Origin of the sequence: Albibacterium sp., from assembly GCF_035514885.1 — a bacterium.
Classification (GTDB): domain Bacteria; phylum Bacteroidota; class Bacteroidia; order Sphingobacteriales; family Sphingobacteriaceae; genus Albibacterium.
Map to the genome: position 1 here is coordinate 564,814 of NZ_DATJCH010000012.1, position 14,762 is coordinate 579,575.

12 protein-coding genes are annotated in these 14,762 nt (G+C 36.3%); 8 read left to right on the top strand and 4 right to left on the bottom strand.

Annotated features, from left to right (window positions below; genetic code table 11):
• Nucleotides 1–193: 193 nt before the first annotated feature.
• The 4 genes from VL047_RS06480 to VL047_RS06495 are packed head-to-tail and all read right to left on the bottom strand — an operon-like array spanning nt 194 to nt 7,270.
• Nucleotides 194–1,468, bottom strand: coding sequence for a glucose-1-phosphate adenylyltransferase (locus VL047_RS06480; protein WP_325359283.1), 1,275 nt, complete (start codon nt 1,466–1,468; stop codon nt 194–196).
• Nucleotides 1,465–2,883: a glycogen/starch synthase gene (locus VL047_RS06485; protein ID WP_325359284.1), complete on the bottom strand. Its 1,419-nt coding sequence runs from the start codon at nt 2,881–2,883 to the stop codon at nt 1,465–1,467. Before VL047_RS06485 ends, VL047_RS06480 begins: the two co-directional genes overlap by 4 nt.
• A 2-nt stretch (nt 2,884–2,885) precedes the next feature.
• Complete coding sequence (glgB, locus tag VL047_RS06490; RefSeq protein WP_325359285.1) at nt 2,886–4,805, bottom strand: 1,4-alpha-glucan branching protein GlgB; 1,920 nt, start codon at nt 4,803–4,805, stop codon at nt 2,886–2,888.
• A gap of 14 nt (nt 4,806–4,819) precedes the next feature.
• The gene (locus VL047_RS06495; RefSeq protein WP_325359286.1) at nt 4,820–7,270 is read right to left on the bottom strand and encodes a glycoside hydrolase family 31 protein; all 2,451 of its coding nucleotides are present in this window, start codon (nt 7,268–7,270) and stop codon (nt 4,820–4,822) included.
• Between the two features lie 364 nt (nt 7,271–7,634).
• Between VL047_RS06495 and hisG the strand changes: the two genes are divergently transcribed.
• From hisG to hisIE, 8 genes are read left to right on the top strand one after another with little or no spacing between them, the layout of a single operon-like run.
• On the top strand, nt 7,635–8,486 hold the full coding sequence (gene hisG / locus VL047_RS06500) for an ATP phosphoribosyltransferase (protein WP_325359287.1): 852 nt from the start codon (nt 7,635–7,637) through the stop codon (nt 8,484–8,486).
• Nucleotides 8,487–8,504: 18 nt separating this feature from the next.
• Nucleotides 8,505–9,812: a histidinol dehydrogenase gene (hisD, locus tag VL047_RS06505; RefSeq protein ID WP_325359288.1), complete on the top strand. Its 1,308-nt coding sequence runs from the start codon at nt 8,505–8,507 to the stop codon at nt 9,810–9,812.
• A gap of 1 nt (nt 9,813) precedes the next feature.
• Nucleotides 9,814–10,866: a histidinol-phosphate transaminase gene (gene hisC, locus VL047_RS06510; protein ID WP_325359289.1), complete on the top strand. Its 1,053-nt coding sequence runs from the start codon at nt 9,814–9,816 to the stop codon at nt 10,864–10,866.
• Between the two features lie 2 nt (nt 10,867–10,868).
• Nucleotides 10,869–12,023: a bifunctional histidinol-phosphatase/imidazoleglycerol-phosphate dehydratase HisB gene (hisB, locus tag VL047_RS06515; protein ID WP_325359290.1), complete on the top strand. Its 1,155-nt coding sequence runs from the start codon at nt 10,869–10,871 to the stop codon at nt 12,021–12,023.
• 8 nt (nt 12,024–12,031) lie between these two features.
• Nucleotides 12,032–12,637, top strand: coding sequence for an imidazole glycerol phosphate synthase subunit HisH (gene hisH / locus VL047_RS06520; RefSeq protein ID WP_325359291.1), 606 nt, complete (start codon nt 12,032–12,034; stop codon nt 12,635–12,637).
• A gap of 16 nt (nt 12,638–12,653) precedes the next feature.
• Nucleotides 12,654–13,388: a 1-(5-phosphoribosyl)-5-[(5-phosphoribosylamino)methylideneamino] imidazole-4-carboxamide isomerase gene (locus VL047_RS06525; RefSeq protein WP_325359292.1), complete on the top strand. Its 735-nt coding sequence runs from the start codon at nt 12,654–12,656 to the stop codon at nt 13,386–13,388.
• Complete coding sequence (gene hisF, locus VL047_RS06530) at nt 13,358–14,149, top strand: imidazole glycerol phosphate synthase subunit HisF (protein ID WP_325359293.1); 792 nt, start codon at nt 13,358–13,360, stop codon at nt 14,147–14,149. Before VL047_RS06525 ends, hisF begins: the two co-directional genes overlap by 31 nt.
• A gap of 22 nt (nt 14,150–14,171) precedes the next feature.
• Nucleotides 14,172–14,756 (top strand): bifunctional phosphoribosyl-AMP cyclohydrolase/phosphoribosyl-ATP diphosphatase HisIE, encoded by a 585-nt coding sequence (gene hisIE, locus VL047_RS06535; RefSeq protein WP_325359550.1) that lies wholly within the window; start codon nt 14,172–14,174, stop codon nt 14,754–14,756.
• The last annotated feature ends 6 nt before the right edge of the window (nt 14,757–14,762 follow it).

Genomic DNA, 14,762 nt, shown 5'->3' on the forward strand with positions numbered 1-14,762 from the left:
TATAGATGAAGTTTAAGGATTGAGATAATCTTGAGAAAAGGAAGGCAATAAATAATTTAGAGCTATTCCTTTCGAGAAGGAATACAGAAATTTGTTTAAGACAAAACAAAGATTGCTTTTGGATATCTTCCATTAAAGAACAAAAATACAAAATACTCGTTAATGAATAACGAATATTTTGTATTTCTCAAAATTACTTAGATCCGATAACCGTATTATTTGGCAGAATAGCCCTTTTCTTAATGACAACTACACCATCTTTAATTGTATGTGTATCAAAATCACCATCTTCTATATGCTCGCCTCCGGTAATGCGGACATCGTTTCCAATACATGCACTTTTATCAATAATTGCATTATCAATGTAGCAGCGTTCACCAACACCTACAAGTGGTCTATTAGCTTTTTGCGCGGCTAATATATCATCTAAGTTTTGATAATAATCTGAACCCATCATATAAGTATTGCGAATTACGGTTCCTTTTCCTATCCTGGAACGTACGCCTATTACTGATCGTTCAATCTTATCTGCATTGATTATGCATCCTCCTGCCACGATTACCCGATCAAGCAAACAGCCAGCATATTTTGAAGGAGGAAGCATTCGTGAACGCGAATAGATTGTATTGGAATCAAACAAGTTAAATAGAGGTATATCATCTGTTAATCCAATATTAGCTTCAAAGAAAGAATCAATATTTCCGATATCTGTCCAGTACCCATCATATTGAAAGCTGTATACGTCTGAGTGCTCAATTGCATGAGGTATTAATTCTTTACCAAAATCAAGTCCATCAGTTGTTTTTAATAAATTCAATAATTCATGCTTGTTAAATACATAAATCCCCATGGATGCCAAATATTCTCGGCCTTGTCCTTTCATGGCATCACTAACTTCAGAACTCCAATCAACTAAAAGATCACTTTTAGGTTTTTCTATAAAGGAAGTTATACGGTCATTTTCGTCTGATTTTAAAATTCCAAATGAAGTAGCGTCTTTCGCATTTACCGGAATAGTTGCTAATGTGATTTTTGCATTCTTTTCGATATGGAAATCAATCAGTTTTTGAAAATCCATTTGATAAAGCTGATCACCTGAAAGAATAAGGATATATTCATATTCATGAGCTTCTAAATACCTTCCTATTCGACGAACTGCATCTGCTGTACCTTCATACCACTTATCCCCATCATTTGTTTGTTCTGCTGCAAGAATATCGACAAAACCTTTTTCAAAGACACTAAAATTGTAGGTGTTTTTAATATGGGAGTTTAAAGAAGCTGAGTTATACTGCGTAAGGACGAAAATTCGGTTATAGCCAGCATTTAAACAATTAGAAATAGGAATATCAACCAAACGGTATTTACCTGCTATGGGCACGGCAGGCTTTGAACGCGTCAACGTTAAAGGATTTAAACGAGTTCCTCTTCCTCCCCCTAAAACAATGGATATTACACTGGGTTTCATAAGCGATTAATTAAGTTTTCATATAACTGTATATACTTCCTTGTAGAGCTTTTCCATGAATAATCAAGCTTCATGTTATCTTTTTGTAATTTATTAAATAGTTTTGAATCTTCATATAGTTTTAATCCGCGCTTTATTGCTTGAACCATGCTTCGCAAAGAGACTTCTTCAAACACAATTCCATTTGGATTTTTCTTCGACAAATCAATTACAGTATCTTTCAACCCTCCAATACTTCTAACGATGGGAACTGTGCCATAACGCATAGCATATAGTTGGTTTAAACCGCATGGCTCAACTCTGGATGGCATGATTAAAAAATCTGATGAAGCATAGATCTGGTGAGATAGTTTTTCATTGTAACCAATGATTACAGCTGTATTTCCTTTCTCGCGGAGATGAGTTAAAGCTTCCTGGATATGTATATCTCCGGATCCCAATATGATAAGGTTTATTTTACCTTTAAATTTCTGAGCTAATTCCTGAACAAAACCAGGCAGTAAATCTGCACCTTTTTCGAGTGCAAACCGTCCAATAAAGGCTAAGAGCGGTAATTCAGGATCTAAACCATACTCTTTACACAATGCTTTTTTATTGCTTTTTTTACCTGCAGTTGCTGTATTAACACTATATTTTTTACTAATAAATGGGTCTGTTTCTGGGTTCCAGATTTCTTCATCGATGCCGTTTATAATTCCATAACCTTTTCCTTTTTCGGAAAGAAAAAGACTTTCCAATCCATTAGCTTCCTTAAAAAGTTCTTTTAAATAGCCCGATGAGACTGCATTATAAGCCCAACAGCATTTAATAAGAGTTGCTAGTGGATTAATATTCCGGTCCCAATCTAATAATCCCCATTTATCGGAATCGAATGTGGGCATTAAAATCGCTTGTTGCCATCCCATCCATCCTTGATATTGAGCATTATGGATGGTGGCAAGGGTGGGTATTCCTTTTAATGATTTGAACTCTTCTGTGTTCTCGATAAAGAAAGGGACTAGACCGCTGTGGTGATCATGGCAGTGAAATAAATCTGGTGCAATATTTTGATCAACTATCCATTTAAGAAGAGCGTGCTGGAAAGCTATAAACTGGTTGCTTTCATCCGGATAGCCATATACTTCAGTACGATCTAATAATCCAGGAACCTTTATTAAGTAGATTTCAAAACCAAGGGCGTTGCTGTTTTCCTTTAAAACGGTGAACGAGTAAAATTGAGAACCTTGTTTAAACTCTGATTCATACACTTGCTCGAATTCATGATCTCTTACATAAGGTTTGTCATACCAGGGCATAATAACCGATGCCTCAATGCCCAATAGGTTTTGATATTTTGGCAATGCCCCTACTACATCACCCAAACCACCGGTTTTTGCAACAGGATAACATTCTGCGCTAATATGAAAGACCTTCATTGCTATATTATTTTTGTTTTTCGCTTTAAAATCAATCCTCCTAGTGGTGGTAATTTTATTAAAGCTGAGTGTGCATGACCCATCCATGAAGTTGGTTCACTTAGAATTGAGCCTTGGTTAACACCGGATCCGTAAAATTCAGAGTCGTCAGAATTGAGAATAACATCCCATTGACCGGCAGCAGGTAAGCCAACCCGATAATCATTGTGTGTAATGGGTGTTAAATTCAAAAGTATTAATAGATTTTCATCTGCATGATTTCCTTTTCGAAGATAAACCAGTACGGAGCTTTGAGCATCTCCATATTCTATCCATTCAAAGCCTTCCGGTCTAAAGGATATTTCATACAATGCCGGTTGATTCTTATAAATGGCGTTAAGTTTTTGAATAAATTTAAAAATACCCTGGTGTGGCTCGTATTGCATTAAATGCCAATCGAGTGATTGATTGAAGTTCCATTCAGAAGTTTGAGCAAACTCCGATCCCATAAACAATAGCTTCGTACCCGGATGTGTGTACATATATAAATAAAGTGCACGAAGGTTGGCAAATTGCTGCCAAGTATCACCAGGCATTTTATATACAAGAGATTTTTTTCCATGAACTACTTCATCATGAGAGAGTGGCAACATGAAATTTTCGGTAAAAGCATATACTGTGCTAAAAGTTATCTTTCCATGGTCATATCTTCGAAAGAGGGGATCTCCACTAAAATAATCTAAAGTATCATTCATCCATCCCATCATCCATTTCATTCCAAAACCTAATCCGTTTTGATAGGTTGGACTGCTTACACCGGTCCAGGCGGTTGATTCCTCGGCAATGGTTTGTACATCTGGAAATTCACTGTATACTGTTTCATTAAACTCTTTGAGAAATGAAACAGCTTCTAAGTTTTCTCTTCCTCCTAGCTCATTGGGCACCCATTCGCCTTCTTTTCTAGAATAATCTAGGTACAACATAGAGGCAACTGCATCTACCCTTAGTCCATCAACATGATATCTGTCTAGCCAATAAATTGCATTACTGATCAGGAAAGATCGTACCTCATTTCTTCCATAATTAAAAATGTAGGAATTCCAGTCCGGATGAAATCCTTGTTTGGGATCTGCATGTTCATATAAATGAGTTCCATCAAACTTATACAAACCATGTTCGTCTCCAGGAAAATGAGATGGTACCCAATCTAAAATTACTCCAATATTATTTAAATGCAGTTGTTCTATCAGATACATTAATCCTTGCGGTGATCCAAAACGAGCTGTTGGAGCATAAAAACCGGTTATTTGATACCCCCAAGAAGGACTGTATGGATGTTCCATAACGGGCATAAACTCCACATGGGTAAAGCCTGCATCTAAAATGTAGGGTATTAGTTTTTCGGCTATTTCGGTATAAGTTATAAACTCAGATGGATCAGATAAATTCCTCACCCAAGAACCTAAATGCATCTCATACACAGCGATGGGTGCATTCAATGCATTCTTCAGGTGCCGGACTCTCATCCAATCTTTGTCTTTCCATTCATACCAGGTAGTATTTACTATGGATGCTGTTAAAGGGGGTTTTTCCCATTGAAAGGCAAATGGATCACCTTTTTCAAGTACCTCACCAGATTTGGTGCTTATAGCATATTTATAAATTTCTCCATTTTGTACTTGAGGGATAAAGCCTTCCCAAATACCGGATTGATCCCAACGTAAAAACAATGGATGGGAAAAACGATTCCAACCATTGAAATTTCCGATGACAGAAACTGATTCTGCATTTGGAGCCCACACGGCGAAATAAGTTCCGCTTTGCTGCTCAACCTGTAGTTCATGAGCGCCAAATTTCTCGTAAAGCTTATAGTGTTTGCCTGCACGAAATAGACTGATGTCAAAATCAGAGAATTTAGAATAAGCTTGTACAGAATTTAGCATAGTGAGGGTGGTTATTATTTAAGTAGCATACTTTTAAATCTTTTTCCTATAACAATGGTACAGCCAAGTTCGTTTTGACTAAAGTCTATTATTTTATTATCAACAAGTACCGTCTTTAATTCGAAAGGTAATCCGATGATATTAACACGATATTCTTTGTATGACTCGGTATATAAACCTTCAACTTCTTGTGTAATTTCGAGGGAAGTTTCGGTACCCTTAACTGTAAATTTCTTATTTACATATCCTTGATTCTCATAATCGAATGAGTCTCCCTCATCTTCATATAAGCTTGATTCAACATGGTTGTTTGAATAAAAAATATTTAAGTCAAGGATCTCGATCGATTTCTCATTTACATATTGCATAACAGGATGTTCCGGCAATACCGTTCCGGCTTTAATAAAGATGGGCATTTTATCTAGTGGAGTTTCAAATTGATGCTCCATGCCCCCTTGTATTAAAGCATGTGTCCAGTAATCATACCAGTTGCCCTTTGGCAGGTAGATTGTTTTTTGCTGCTGGCCTGCTTCCAAAACTGGAGAAACAAGTATCTTATCACCAAATGCAAATTCTTCTTCTCTTTGCAGGTTGCTTACTTCCTCTTGTTCAAGCATAATCAGAGGCTTTAAGATTGGTGAGCCATCATGAGCATGTTGTCTGAAAACAGTATAAATATAGGGGAGTAATTTATACCTTAATTCAATAAACTTTCGGTTTATTTTTTCATATTCTTCGCCGAAGCTCCAAGGCTCCCTTTCTGCAGTATCTCCTGCTGAGTGTGCGCGCATAAATGGAGAAAACACACCAAACTGAATCCATCTTGTAAATAATTCTGCTGTAGGTTCACCGCTAAATCCACCAATATCTGTTCCGCAGAAAGGCAAGCCTGACATAGAAAGGCGTTGCAATTGTAAAGATCCTATCCTTAAATGTTCCCACGTAGCGACATTATCTCCTGTCCATACAGATGCATAACGTTGGGTGCCAGAATATGCAGCTCTGGTAATGGTAAAAGGGCGTTTATTGGGTTGAAGTTTTTTTAACCCATCATAAGTTGCCCGAACCATTTGCATTCCATAAACATTATGCGCTTTTCTATGAGATCCGCGATAGCCATCGTAATTATGACGAACATCATTTGGAAAAGTACCACGGCCGAAAACTGCAGGCTCGTTCATGTCGTTCCAAACACCAGCTACACCAGCCTCAACCAATCCTTTATAAAGATCTCCCCACCAAGTACGAACTTGCGGATTGGTGAAATCAGGAAATTGACAGCGTCCCGGCCATACATGTCCTTCCATAAAGTAATCATCTCCTCTTCGGCAGAAGTAATTGTTTTTCTTTCCTTCTTTAAATACCCAATAATTATCATCAACTTTTATTCCCGGATCGATCATTACGACAGTTTTGAAACCATCTTTTGCCAGATCTCGAATCATTCCTTTAGGGTCAGGGAAATAGCGTTTATTCCAGGTAAAACATCGATATCCTTCCATATAGTCAATATCGAGATAAAGAGCATCACAAGGAATTTGACGGTTACGGAATTGTAGTCCAAGGTCTCTTACTTTACTTTCCGGATAATAGCTCCATCGGCATTGATGATAACCTAATGCCCAGGTTGGTGGCAAATAATGAGTTCCGGTAAGACCATGATATCTTTTTATTACATCAGTCATTGATGGACCATGGATATAATAATATTGCAGCTCTCCGCCTTCTGACCAAAAGCTAGTCTGATCTGCTTTTTCGCTTGCAAAATCGAAGTAGGTTTTAAAAGTATTATCAAAGAAAATACCGTACGCTTCACCTTCATGCAATCCTAAATAAAAGGGAATACTTTTATATAACGGGTCTTGATTAAATGAGTATGAGTAGGTGTCTGAGTTCCAGTTTGTTAATCTTCTGCCTCTAAGATTAAGATGAGTAGCTTTATCTCCTAATCCAAAAAAGCCTTCATTTTCTTTTGCTTGTTTTGTGCAGTAAACGTAGTATCCTCCAAAATCCTCATTTTCTTCCCAATGCATGGGAGCATGATCCTGATTAAATATTTTTCCTTCCCTGTTTTCGAAAGAAATATGAAAGTTCTCTTTATTCAATACGCAGGTTACTGTATTGGTCTGAACGCGATAACTATCCTTATCTTCATTTAATTCATATAAATCTACATGTTGGTTGGCATCAGAAACTGCATATGAGAAGTCGGAAAGAAAGCTGGAGTTTGGTGCTAAACGGACTCTGATTATTTCATCACTTACCACTTTAACTTCTACTGTCGCTTTGTTATCATAAAAGTAGAAGCTATTATCCTTTTGAATATACTGCGTAATTTTACCTAAATAATTCTTCTCAATTTTCGGAGGATCCAATACTGGGTTATTTGTATGATGTATCTCTTCATCATATTGGTCACTTATCTTTTCCTTTAAACTTTTAGCTGCTTTAAATTCTTCCACCATACTAATTTCCTTATTTCTGTTTTCTAAATATCTTGGAACCAAATTACATTAATTACATTAGTAAACAAATCCTATTTTTTATATAATAGTACCTCGAGGTATCCTCATTTTTTATGAAGTAGTGATAAAGACAACTGCTTTTGGGAATATCTTAAAGAAAGGGAGTTTTTATTTAGATTTTTATTTGGTATTGTCTAAATTGCAATTATATTTGCAATATATAATGCTATTAATAATTACCTCCACAACATGAATTACATCTTCACAAATCACTTACATTTCCATCGCCATTGTGGCGATATAAAATAGTATGTTTCTACGTGGAGCGTAACCCCAATGTTTAATTTTATTAATAATTTATCTTTTGAAAGCATTAAAAATTGCCATACAAAAATCTGGCCGTCTAAACGAAAAATCTGTAGCACTTCTTAAAAATTGCGGATTAAACTTTGAGAACTATAAAAGTTCCCTTATAACTTCTGTTAATAATTTCCCACTTGAAATTCTATTTCTGCGCGATGATGATATTCCTGAATATGTTCAAGATGGTATTGCCGATTTGGGTATTGTTGGTGAGAATGTTATTCAAGAAAAGGAAGTTGATGTTGAATACCTTCAAAAACTTGGATTTGGGAAATGTACTTTGAAAATCGCAATCCCTAAAGGAAAGAACTACCAATCTTTGCAGGAATTAAATGGCAAATCAATTGCTACTTCTAACCCGGTAATTTTACAGAAATTTTTAACTGAGAATAAAATTGATGCAAGTATTCGCACGATCTCAGGATCTGTTGAGATATCACCGGGTTTAGGGTTGAGTGATGCTATTTGTGATATTGTATCAACAGGTGGCACTTTAAAAAGTAATGGATTGGAGCCCTTTGCAGATGTATTATCTTCGCAAGCAGTTCTAATTGGCAAAAAGGATATCAAACAAGATTCAATAGTTGAGGAGCTATTACAGAGAATCCAATCAGTTTTACGTGCCAATGAAACAAAATATGTTGTATTGAACGTAGAGCGTAAAAACCTACCATCCATTTTAAACCTTTTACCGGGTGTTAAAAGTCCTACCGTGATCCCTCTTGCAGAAGAAGGTTGGGTTGCAGTACATACCGTTATCTCTGAACAAGACTTCTGGGAAAAAATTAATACCTTAAAGTCATTTGGAGCACAAGGAATTGTGGTCATGCCCATTGAAAAGATCATTGTGTAAATTTGATAAAGGAATACTATGTTAGCGTATTTTGAATATAATCAATTAGATATTGAAGATAAAAAGAAGCTGGTATCACGTAACTCTGATTCAGATCACACGATTCAAAAAAAGGTCGAAGAAATTATTGCTGAAGTAAAAGCGAATGGTGATCAAGCCTTGAAAGCCTATGCTGAGAAGTTTGATAGGGTTTCATTAGATTCTTTGGTGATTAGTGAAGATGAAATCAACCTTCAGGCGGAAAAAGTAGATCGCAATCAAAAAAGAGCTTTAGAAATAGCTTTTAATAATATTTACATGTTTCACCGCTATCAGTTAATTAAGGAGAAGCGGGTTGAAACGACTAACGGTGTGACTTGTTGGAGGGAAAATAGACCCATTGAACGTGTCGGACTTTATATTCCCGGTGGCACAGCTGTCCTACCAAGTACATTTTTAATGTTGGCTGTTCCAGCACGAATAGCAGGTTGTAAAGAGATTGTTGTTTGTTCTCCTCCACAATCAGATGGCAAGATAAACCCCTATATTGCTTATTGTGCCCAATTGTTAAAGATCGATACTATTTATAGTGCGGGCGGAGCCCAAGCAATTGCAGCAATGGCTTATGGTACAGAAAGTATTCCTAAAGTAGATAAGATATTCGGTCCTGGAAACCAATACGTTACACAAGCAAAAACACTGGTTCAATTAAATTCCAATACGGCTATTGACATTCCTGCCGGTCCTTCAGAAGTAGTTGTTATTGGTGATGAAACGAGTAATCCGGCCTTTGTTGCTGCAGACTTGCTTGCTCAGGCAGAACATGGTAAAGATAGTCAGGCAGTTTTATTAAGTACCAGTAAAAGCCTTATCGATCAGGTACAACAAGAGTTAAGGGAACAAATAGAAGTTTTACCTCGCGCAGAAATTGCTAAAAAAGCAATTGAAAACTCGTATGCTGTATTGTTTGATTCTAAACAGGACCTTATGGTGTTCTGTAATGATTATGCTCCTGAACATCTCATTGTTTCGGTTGATGAACCTGAATCCTATAGTCGGATGATAATTAATGCCGGGTCTGTCTTTTACGGTCATTTAACTCCAGAAAGTGCGGGAGATTATGCTTCAGGAACTAACCATACTTTGCCGACAAGTGCACATGCTAAGGCTTATTCAGGTGTTTCGGTTGATTCGTTTATTAAGAAAATAACCTTTCAACAAATTAATGAAGATGGAATCCTTAACTTAGGTCCTACGATAGAAATTCTTGCAGAGATCGAAGGTTTACAGGCACATAAGAATGCAGTTAGCATACGGTTAAAACACTTACAATCAAAGAATAAATAACATGTCCAGTTTTAATATTCAGTCGATTCTTAGAGAAAACATAAAGAATCTAACTCCTTATTCAAGTGCAAGGCATGAGTTTAAAGGAAAGGCGTCTGTTTTCTTAGACGCAAATGAAAATGCTTACGGATCACCATTAGATAAAGATTTTAATCGTTACCCTGACCCTCTACAAATCAGTGTAAAAGAGGCCATTAGTAAAATTAAAGGAGTGCCTGTGGCAAATACCTTTTTGGGAAATGGCAGTGATGAAGCTATTGATATACTTATTCGTGCATTTTGCAATCCTGGTCATGATAATATCTTGATTTTACCCCCTACATATGGTATGTATGAAGTGGCAGCTGCAATTAATGATGTTGAAGTTAAGCGTGTTAATCTAAACTCAGAATATCAACTTGATTTAGATAAAATTGCAGAAAACATTGATGAGCATACCCGTATAATTTTTGTATGTTCCCCGAATAACCCAACAGGTAATTCAATATATAGAGAGGATATAGAAACATTGTTAGCGAATTTCAATGGACTTGTAGTTGTTGACGAGGCTTATATTAATTATTCTCGTCAGAAGTCATTTATTCAAGAGCTTACAGAATACGGAAACCTGGTTGTGCTTCAAACTTTATCAAAGGCTTGGGGGCTGGCGGGCTTACGTGTAGGAATAGCTTTTGCAAGTGAGGAGATTATAGAAGTGTTTAATAAAATTAAACCACCTTATAATATCAATCAATCTTCGCAGGAACTGGCGCTTAAAGGGCTTCAACAAGTCGATACGGTAAATAAATGGATTTTAGAAACTACATTGGAGCGTGATAGGCTGATTGAAAAACTGGCTGTACTCCCTTTTGTAGAGAGGATATACCCTTCGGATGCTAATTTTATTTTGGTAAAGACCCAAGATGGCCATTCTGTTTACAACTATTTGGCAGAAAGGGAAATAATTGTTCGCGATCGTTCTAAAGTTTCACTTTGTGAAGGTTGTTTACGAATTACAATTGGAACACCCGCAGAGAACGATTTGTTGATTGAGACTTTAAATAATTACAAATAAACATGTCAGAGAGTACACTTAGAAGTCAGGCTAGTAAATTATTGTTTATCGATCGTGATGGCACTTTAATTAAAGAACCTGAAGATGAGCAAATTGATAGTTTTGAGAAAATACAATTCTATCCAGAAGTTATTCAATATCTTTCACGTATTGCAAAAGAACTTGATTTTAAATTGGTTTTAGTGAGCAATCAGGATGGCTTAGGAACTGATTCTCATCCAGAGGAAGCATTCCGTCCCGTTCATGAATTAATTATAAATACATTAAAGGGAGAAGGCATCAATTTCATAGCAGAACATATTGATAAAACCTTTCCTCATGAGAATGCGCCTACTCGTAAACCGGGAACAGCATTACTTACTGAATACTTTAATTCAGAATTATATGATTTGCAGAATTCATATGTTATTGGTGATCGGGTAAATGATGTGAAATTAGCACAAAATTTAGGTGCAAAGGCAATCTGGCTAAATAATAACCCTACCCTTGGAAGCAATGAAAATGTAACAATTGACCCCGCTACTGTTGCTCTTGAAACAGGATCTTGGCAAGCTATTTATGAGTTTCTGAAATTAGGAAAGAGAAAGGCCATACATACTAGAAAGACAAATGAAACGGATATAGAGATAGAGCTTGATTTAGATGGTTCCGGAAAGTCTGACATAACAACTGGAATTGCATTCTTTGATCATATGCTGGATCAGTTGGCGCGTCACGGTGGGGTTGATCTAAAGATTTCAACTAAAGGCGATTTACATATTGATGAGCATCATAGTATTGAAGATACCGGTATTGCCTTAGGTGAAGCTTTCTTAGAAGCATTAAAAGATAAAAGAGGCTTAACTCGTTATGGATTTTACTTACCAATGGATGACTGCCTGGCGCAGGTTGCAATTGACTTTGGTGGCAGAAGCTGGATAGTATGGGAAGCGGATTTTAAACGAGAAAAGATTGGTGAAATGCCGACAGAGATGTTCTATCACTTCTTTAAGTCATTTTCAGACGCTGCTAAATGCAATCTTAATATCAAGGCTGAGGGCCAAAATGAACATCATAAAATTGAGGCTATTTTTAAAGCATTTGCAAAATCAATCAAGATGGCAATTAAACGGGATGCAGATAATATGCAATTGCCGAGTACCAAGGGCTTACTATAATTAATAAAGTGAAAGAACCTTCTTCAATTGGAATTGTTAATTACGGGGCTGGAAACATTTTCTCCTTAACCGCAGCGTTAAAGCGTCAAGGGTTAAAGTATGGAATGGTAAATAAGCCCGCTGAATTGGATAATTATGATCGCATAATTATTCCGGGTGTTGGTCATGCTGCCAAGGCAATGGAGAAATTAAAAGCAAGTGGAATGGTTGATTCCATTTTGCAATTAAAGAAACCAGTACTTGGAATTTGTTTAGGAATGCAGCTCCTGACTGACTATTCGGAAGAAGGAAATGTAGATTTGCTGAAATTAATTCCATTGAAAACTCTTAATTTTGAAAATAGAATTAATTTAAAGGTTCCACATATGGGCTGGAATACCATAAAACAAGTGAATGAATCAGAAATAATGAAAGGTATCCCTGCGGAATCATACTTTTATTTCGTACACTCGTTTTATATTGAATATAATCCTAAATTTACCGTCGCTTCTTGCAACTACGGAGCTTTATTTTCTGCTATTGTTCAGAATAAAAACTTCTATGGTGTACAGTTTCACCCTGAGAAATCAGGAGATGCAGGAGAATTAATATTAAAGAATTTTTCAACAATATAACCAATCAGGAGCATATATGTATATTATACCAGCAATAGATATTTTAGACAAAAAAGTTGTTCGTTTACGAGAGGGAAATTATAAAGATGTGACATCTTATGATGTCAGCCTTGAAGAAATGATTGAAATGTACCAGGCAAATGGGACTGAAATTATTCACGTTATTGATTTAAATGGAGCCAAAGGTGACTTTACCAATCAAAAATATCTCTTTGATATTGTAAAAAAGGTAGATATGAAGATTCAATACGGTGGTGGTATCCGCAGTATTGATATGGTAAAAAAACTAACCAGTGAGGGTATATTCAGGGTAATTGTTGGAACACAGGCAGTCACCAATCCTAGTTTTTTAGATGAACTAAGTGAGCTGAAATCTTCTGATCAAGTTATAATTGCAATTGATGTTCTAGATGAGGTCATTAAATATTCAGGTTGGATGGAAAGTTCTCCTGTTAAGTTAATTGATTATATAGATCGCTGTCTATCGCTTGGCTTTTTCCGTTTCCTTTGTACGGACATTAATAAAGATGGTAAACTTGGTGGTGCAGGAATTGAGTTGTATAAAAAATTATTAGACCACTCCCCTATTATTAAGCTTATTGCTTCCGGTGGAATAAGCTCCATGGATGATATAAAGGAACTCGCTCAGTTAAGAGTTGAATCTACGGTGGTAGGAAAAGCAATATATGAGAATCGAATCAGCATTGAAGAAATAAAAGAATGGAACCTAAGGTCACTAATAAAATTCTAGATTCTTCTACGCTTGCCAAACGCATCATTCCTTGTTTAGATGTTAAAGATGGCCGTACTGTTAAGGGTGTTAATTTTATAAATTTACGAGATGCTGGAGATCCGGTAGAACTGGCATGGCAATATTCTCAGCAAGGAGCTGATGAACTTGTGTTTTTAGATATATCAGCTACGAATGAAGGTAGAAAAACTACGCTCGACTTAGTTAAAGCAGTGGCTGAGCAGATTAATATTCCTTTCACTATTGGTGGTGGTATATCTGAATTAGCCGATGCCGATGCATTGTTAAATGCAGGTGCGGATAAAATATCTATCAATTCAGCTGCAGTTCGAAATCCGGAATTAATTAAACAATTAGCTGATGCCTTTGGAAAGCAGTTTGTTGTAGTTGCAGTAGATACCCGATCTATTGACGGACAAAATTATGTTCATTTGAATGGTGGAAGATTAAAAACAGATTTAGAAACCTCTAAGTGGATTAAAAGAGCCGAAGAATTGGGTGCAGGAGAAATCTTGCTTACCTCAATGGACTATGATGGTACTAAAAATGGATTTGATTGCGATTTATTAGGTGAGATAAACTCAAATCTTAGTATTCCTCTTATTGCATCCGGTGGTGCTGGAAATATGCAACACTTTACTGATGTATTTCAGAAGGCCAATGTGGATGCCGCATTAGCTGCTTCGGTTTTTCATTATGGAGAAATAAGTATCCCCGACTTAAAGAAAGAATTAAAAAGAAATGGAATCTGTACACGATAAAAAAAAGAAGAAAAAGGAAATCATGATTGATTTTGATAAAAGCAATGGACTGGTTCCTGTAGTTATTCAACATTTTCACACACTAGAGGTTCTTATGCTAGGCTATATGAATGCTGAAGCTTGGGAACTTACAGAGAAAACAAAAAAAGTAACCTTTTTCTCTCGTTCTAAAAACAGATTATGGACTAAAGGCGAAGAAAGTGGAAACTTCCTGGAAGTTAAATCTACTCATGTAGACTGCGACAATGATACACTTTTAATTAAAGCAAAACCTTTGGGACCGACTTGCCATACCGGTTCACGCAGTTGCTTTAACACAGAATTTAATCAAAATTTCTTATTTGAGCTAGAGGAAGTTATTAGCCAACGTTATGAATTCCCAAGCGAAGATTCTTATGTAAATAAGTTAAGGAAGAAAGGTATAACCAAAATTTCTCAAAAGGTTGGTGAAGAGGCAGTCGAAACAGTAATTGCAGCATTAAGAGAGACAGACAAGGACTTTATCAATGAATCTTCTGATTTACTGTTTCATTTATTGGTTCTATTACGGGAAAAAGAAATTTCACTTAAAAAGATTGCAAAGAACTTAGAAAGCAGACATAAATAAGCAATA

Coding starts and splice junctions, on each gene's coding strand:
- VL047_RS06480 (WP_325359283.1), bottom strand. CDS start 1,468: ATGAAACCCAGTGTAATATCCATTGTTTTAGGGGGAGGAAGAGGAACT.
- VL047_RS06485 (WP_325359284.1), bottom strand. CDS start 2,883: ATGAAGGTCTTTCATATTAGCGCAGAATGTTATCCTGTTGCAAAAACC.
- glgB (WP_325359285.1), bottom strand. CDS start 4,805: ATGCTAAATTCTGTACAAGCTTATTCTAAATTCTCTGATTTTGACATC.
- VL047_RS06495 (WP_325359286.1), bottom strand. CDS start 7,270: ATGGTGGAAGAATTTAAAGCAGCTAAAAGTTTAAAGGAAAAGATAAGT.
- hisD (WP_325359288.1), top strand. CDS start 8,505: ATGTTAGCGTATTTTGAATATAATCAATTAGATATTGAAGATAAAAAG.
- hisC (WP_325359289.1), top strand. CDS start 9,814: ATGTCCAGTTTTAATATTCAGTCGATTCTTAGAGAAAACATAAAGAAT.
- hisB (WP_325359290.1), top strand. CDS start 10,869: ATGTCAGAGAGTACACTTAGAAGTCAGGCTAGTAAATTATTGTTTATC.
- VL047_RS06525 (WP_325359292.1), top strand. CDS start 12,654: ATGTATATTATACCAGCAATAGATATTTTAGACAAAAAAGTTGTTCGT.
- hisF (WP_325359293.1), top strand. CDS start 13,358: ATGGAACCTAAGGTCACTAATAAAATTCTAGATTCTTCTACGCTTGCC.
- hisIE (WP_325359550.1), top strand. CDS start 14,172: ATGATTGATTTTGATAAAAGCAATGGACTGGTTCCTGTAGTTATTCAA.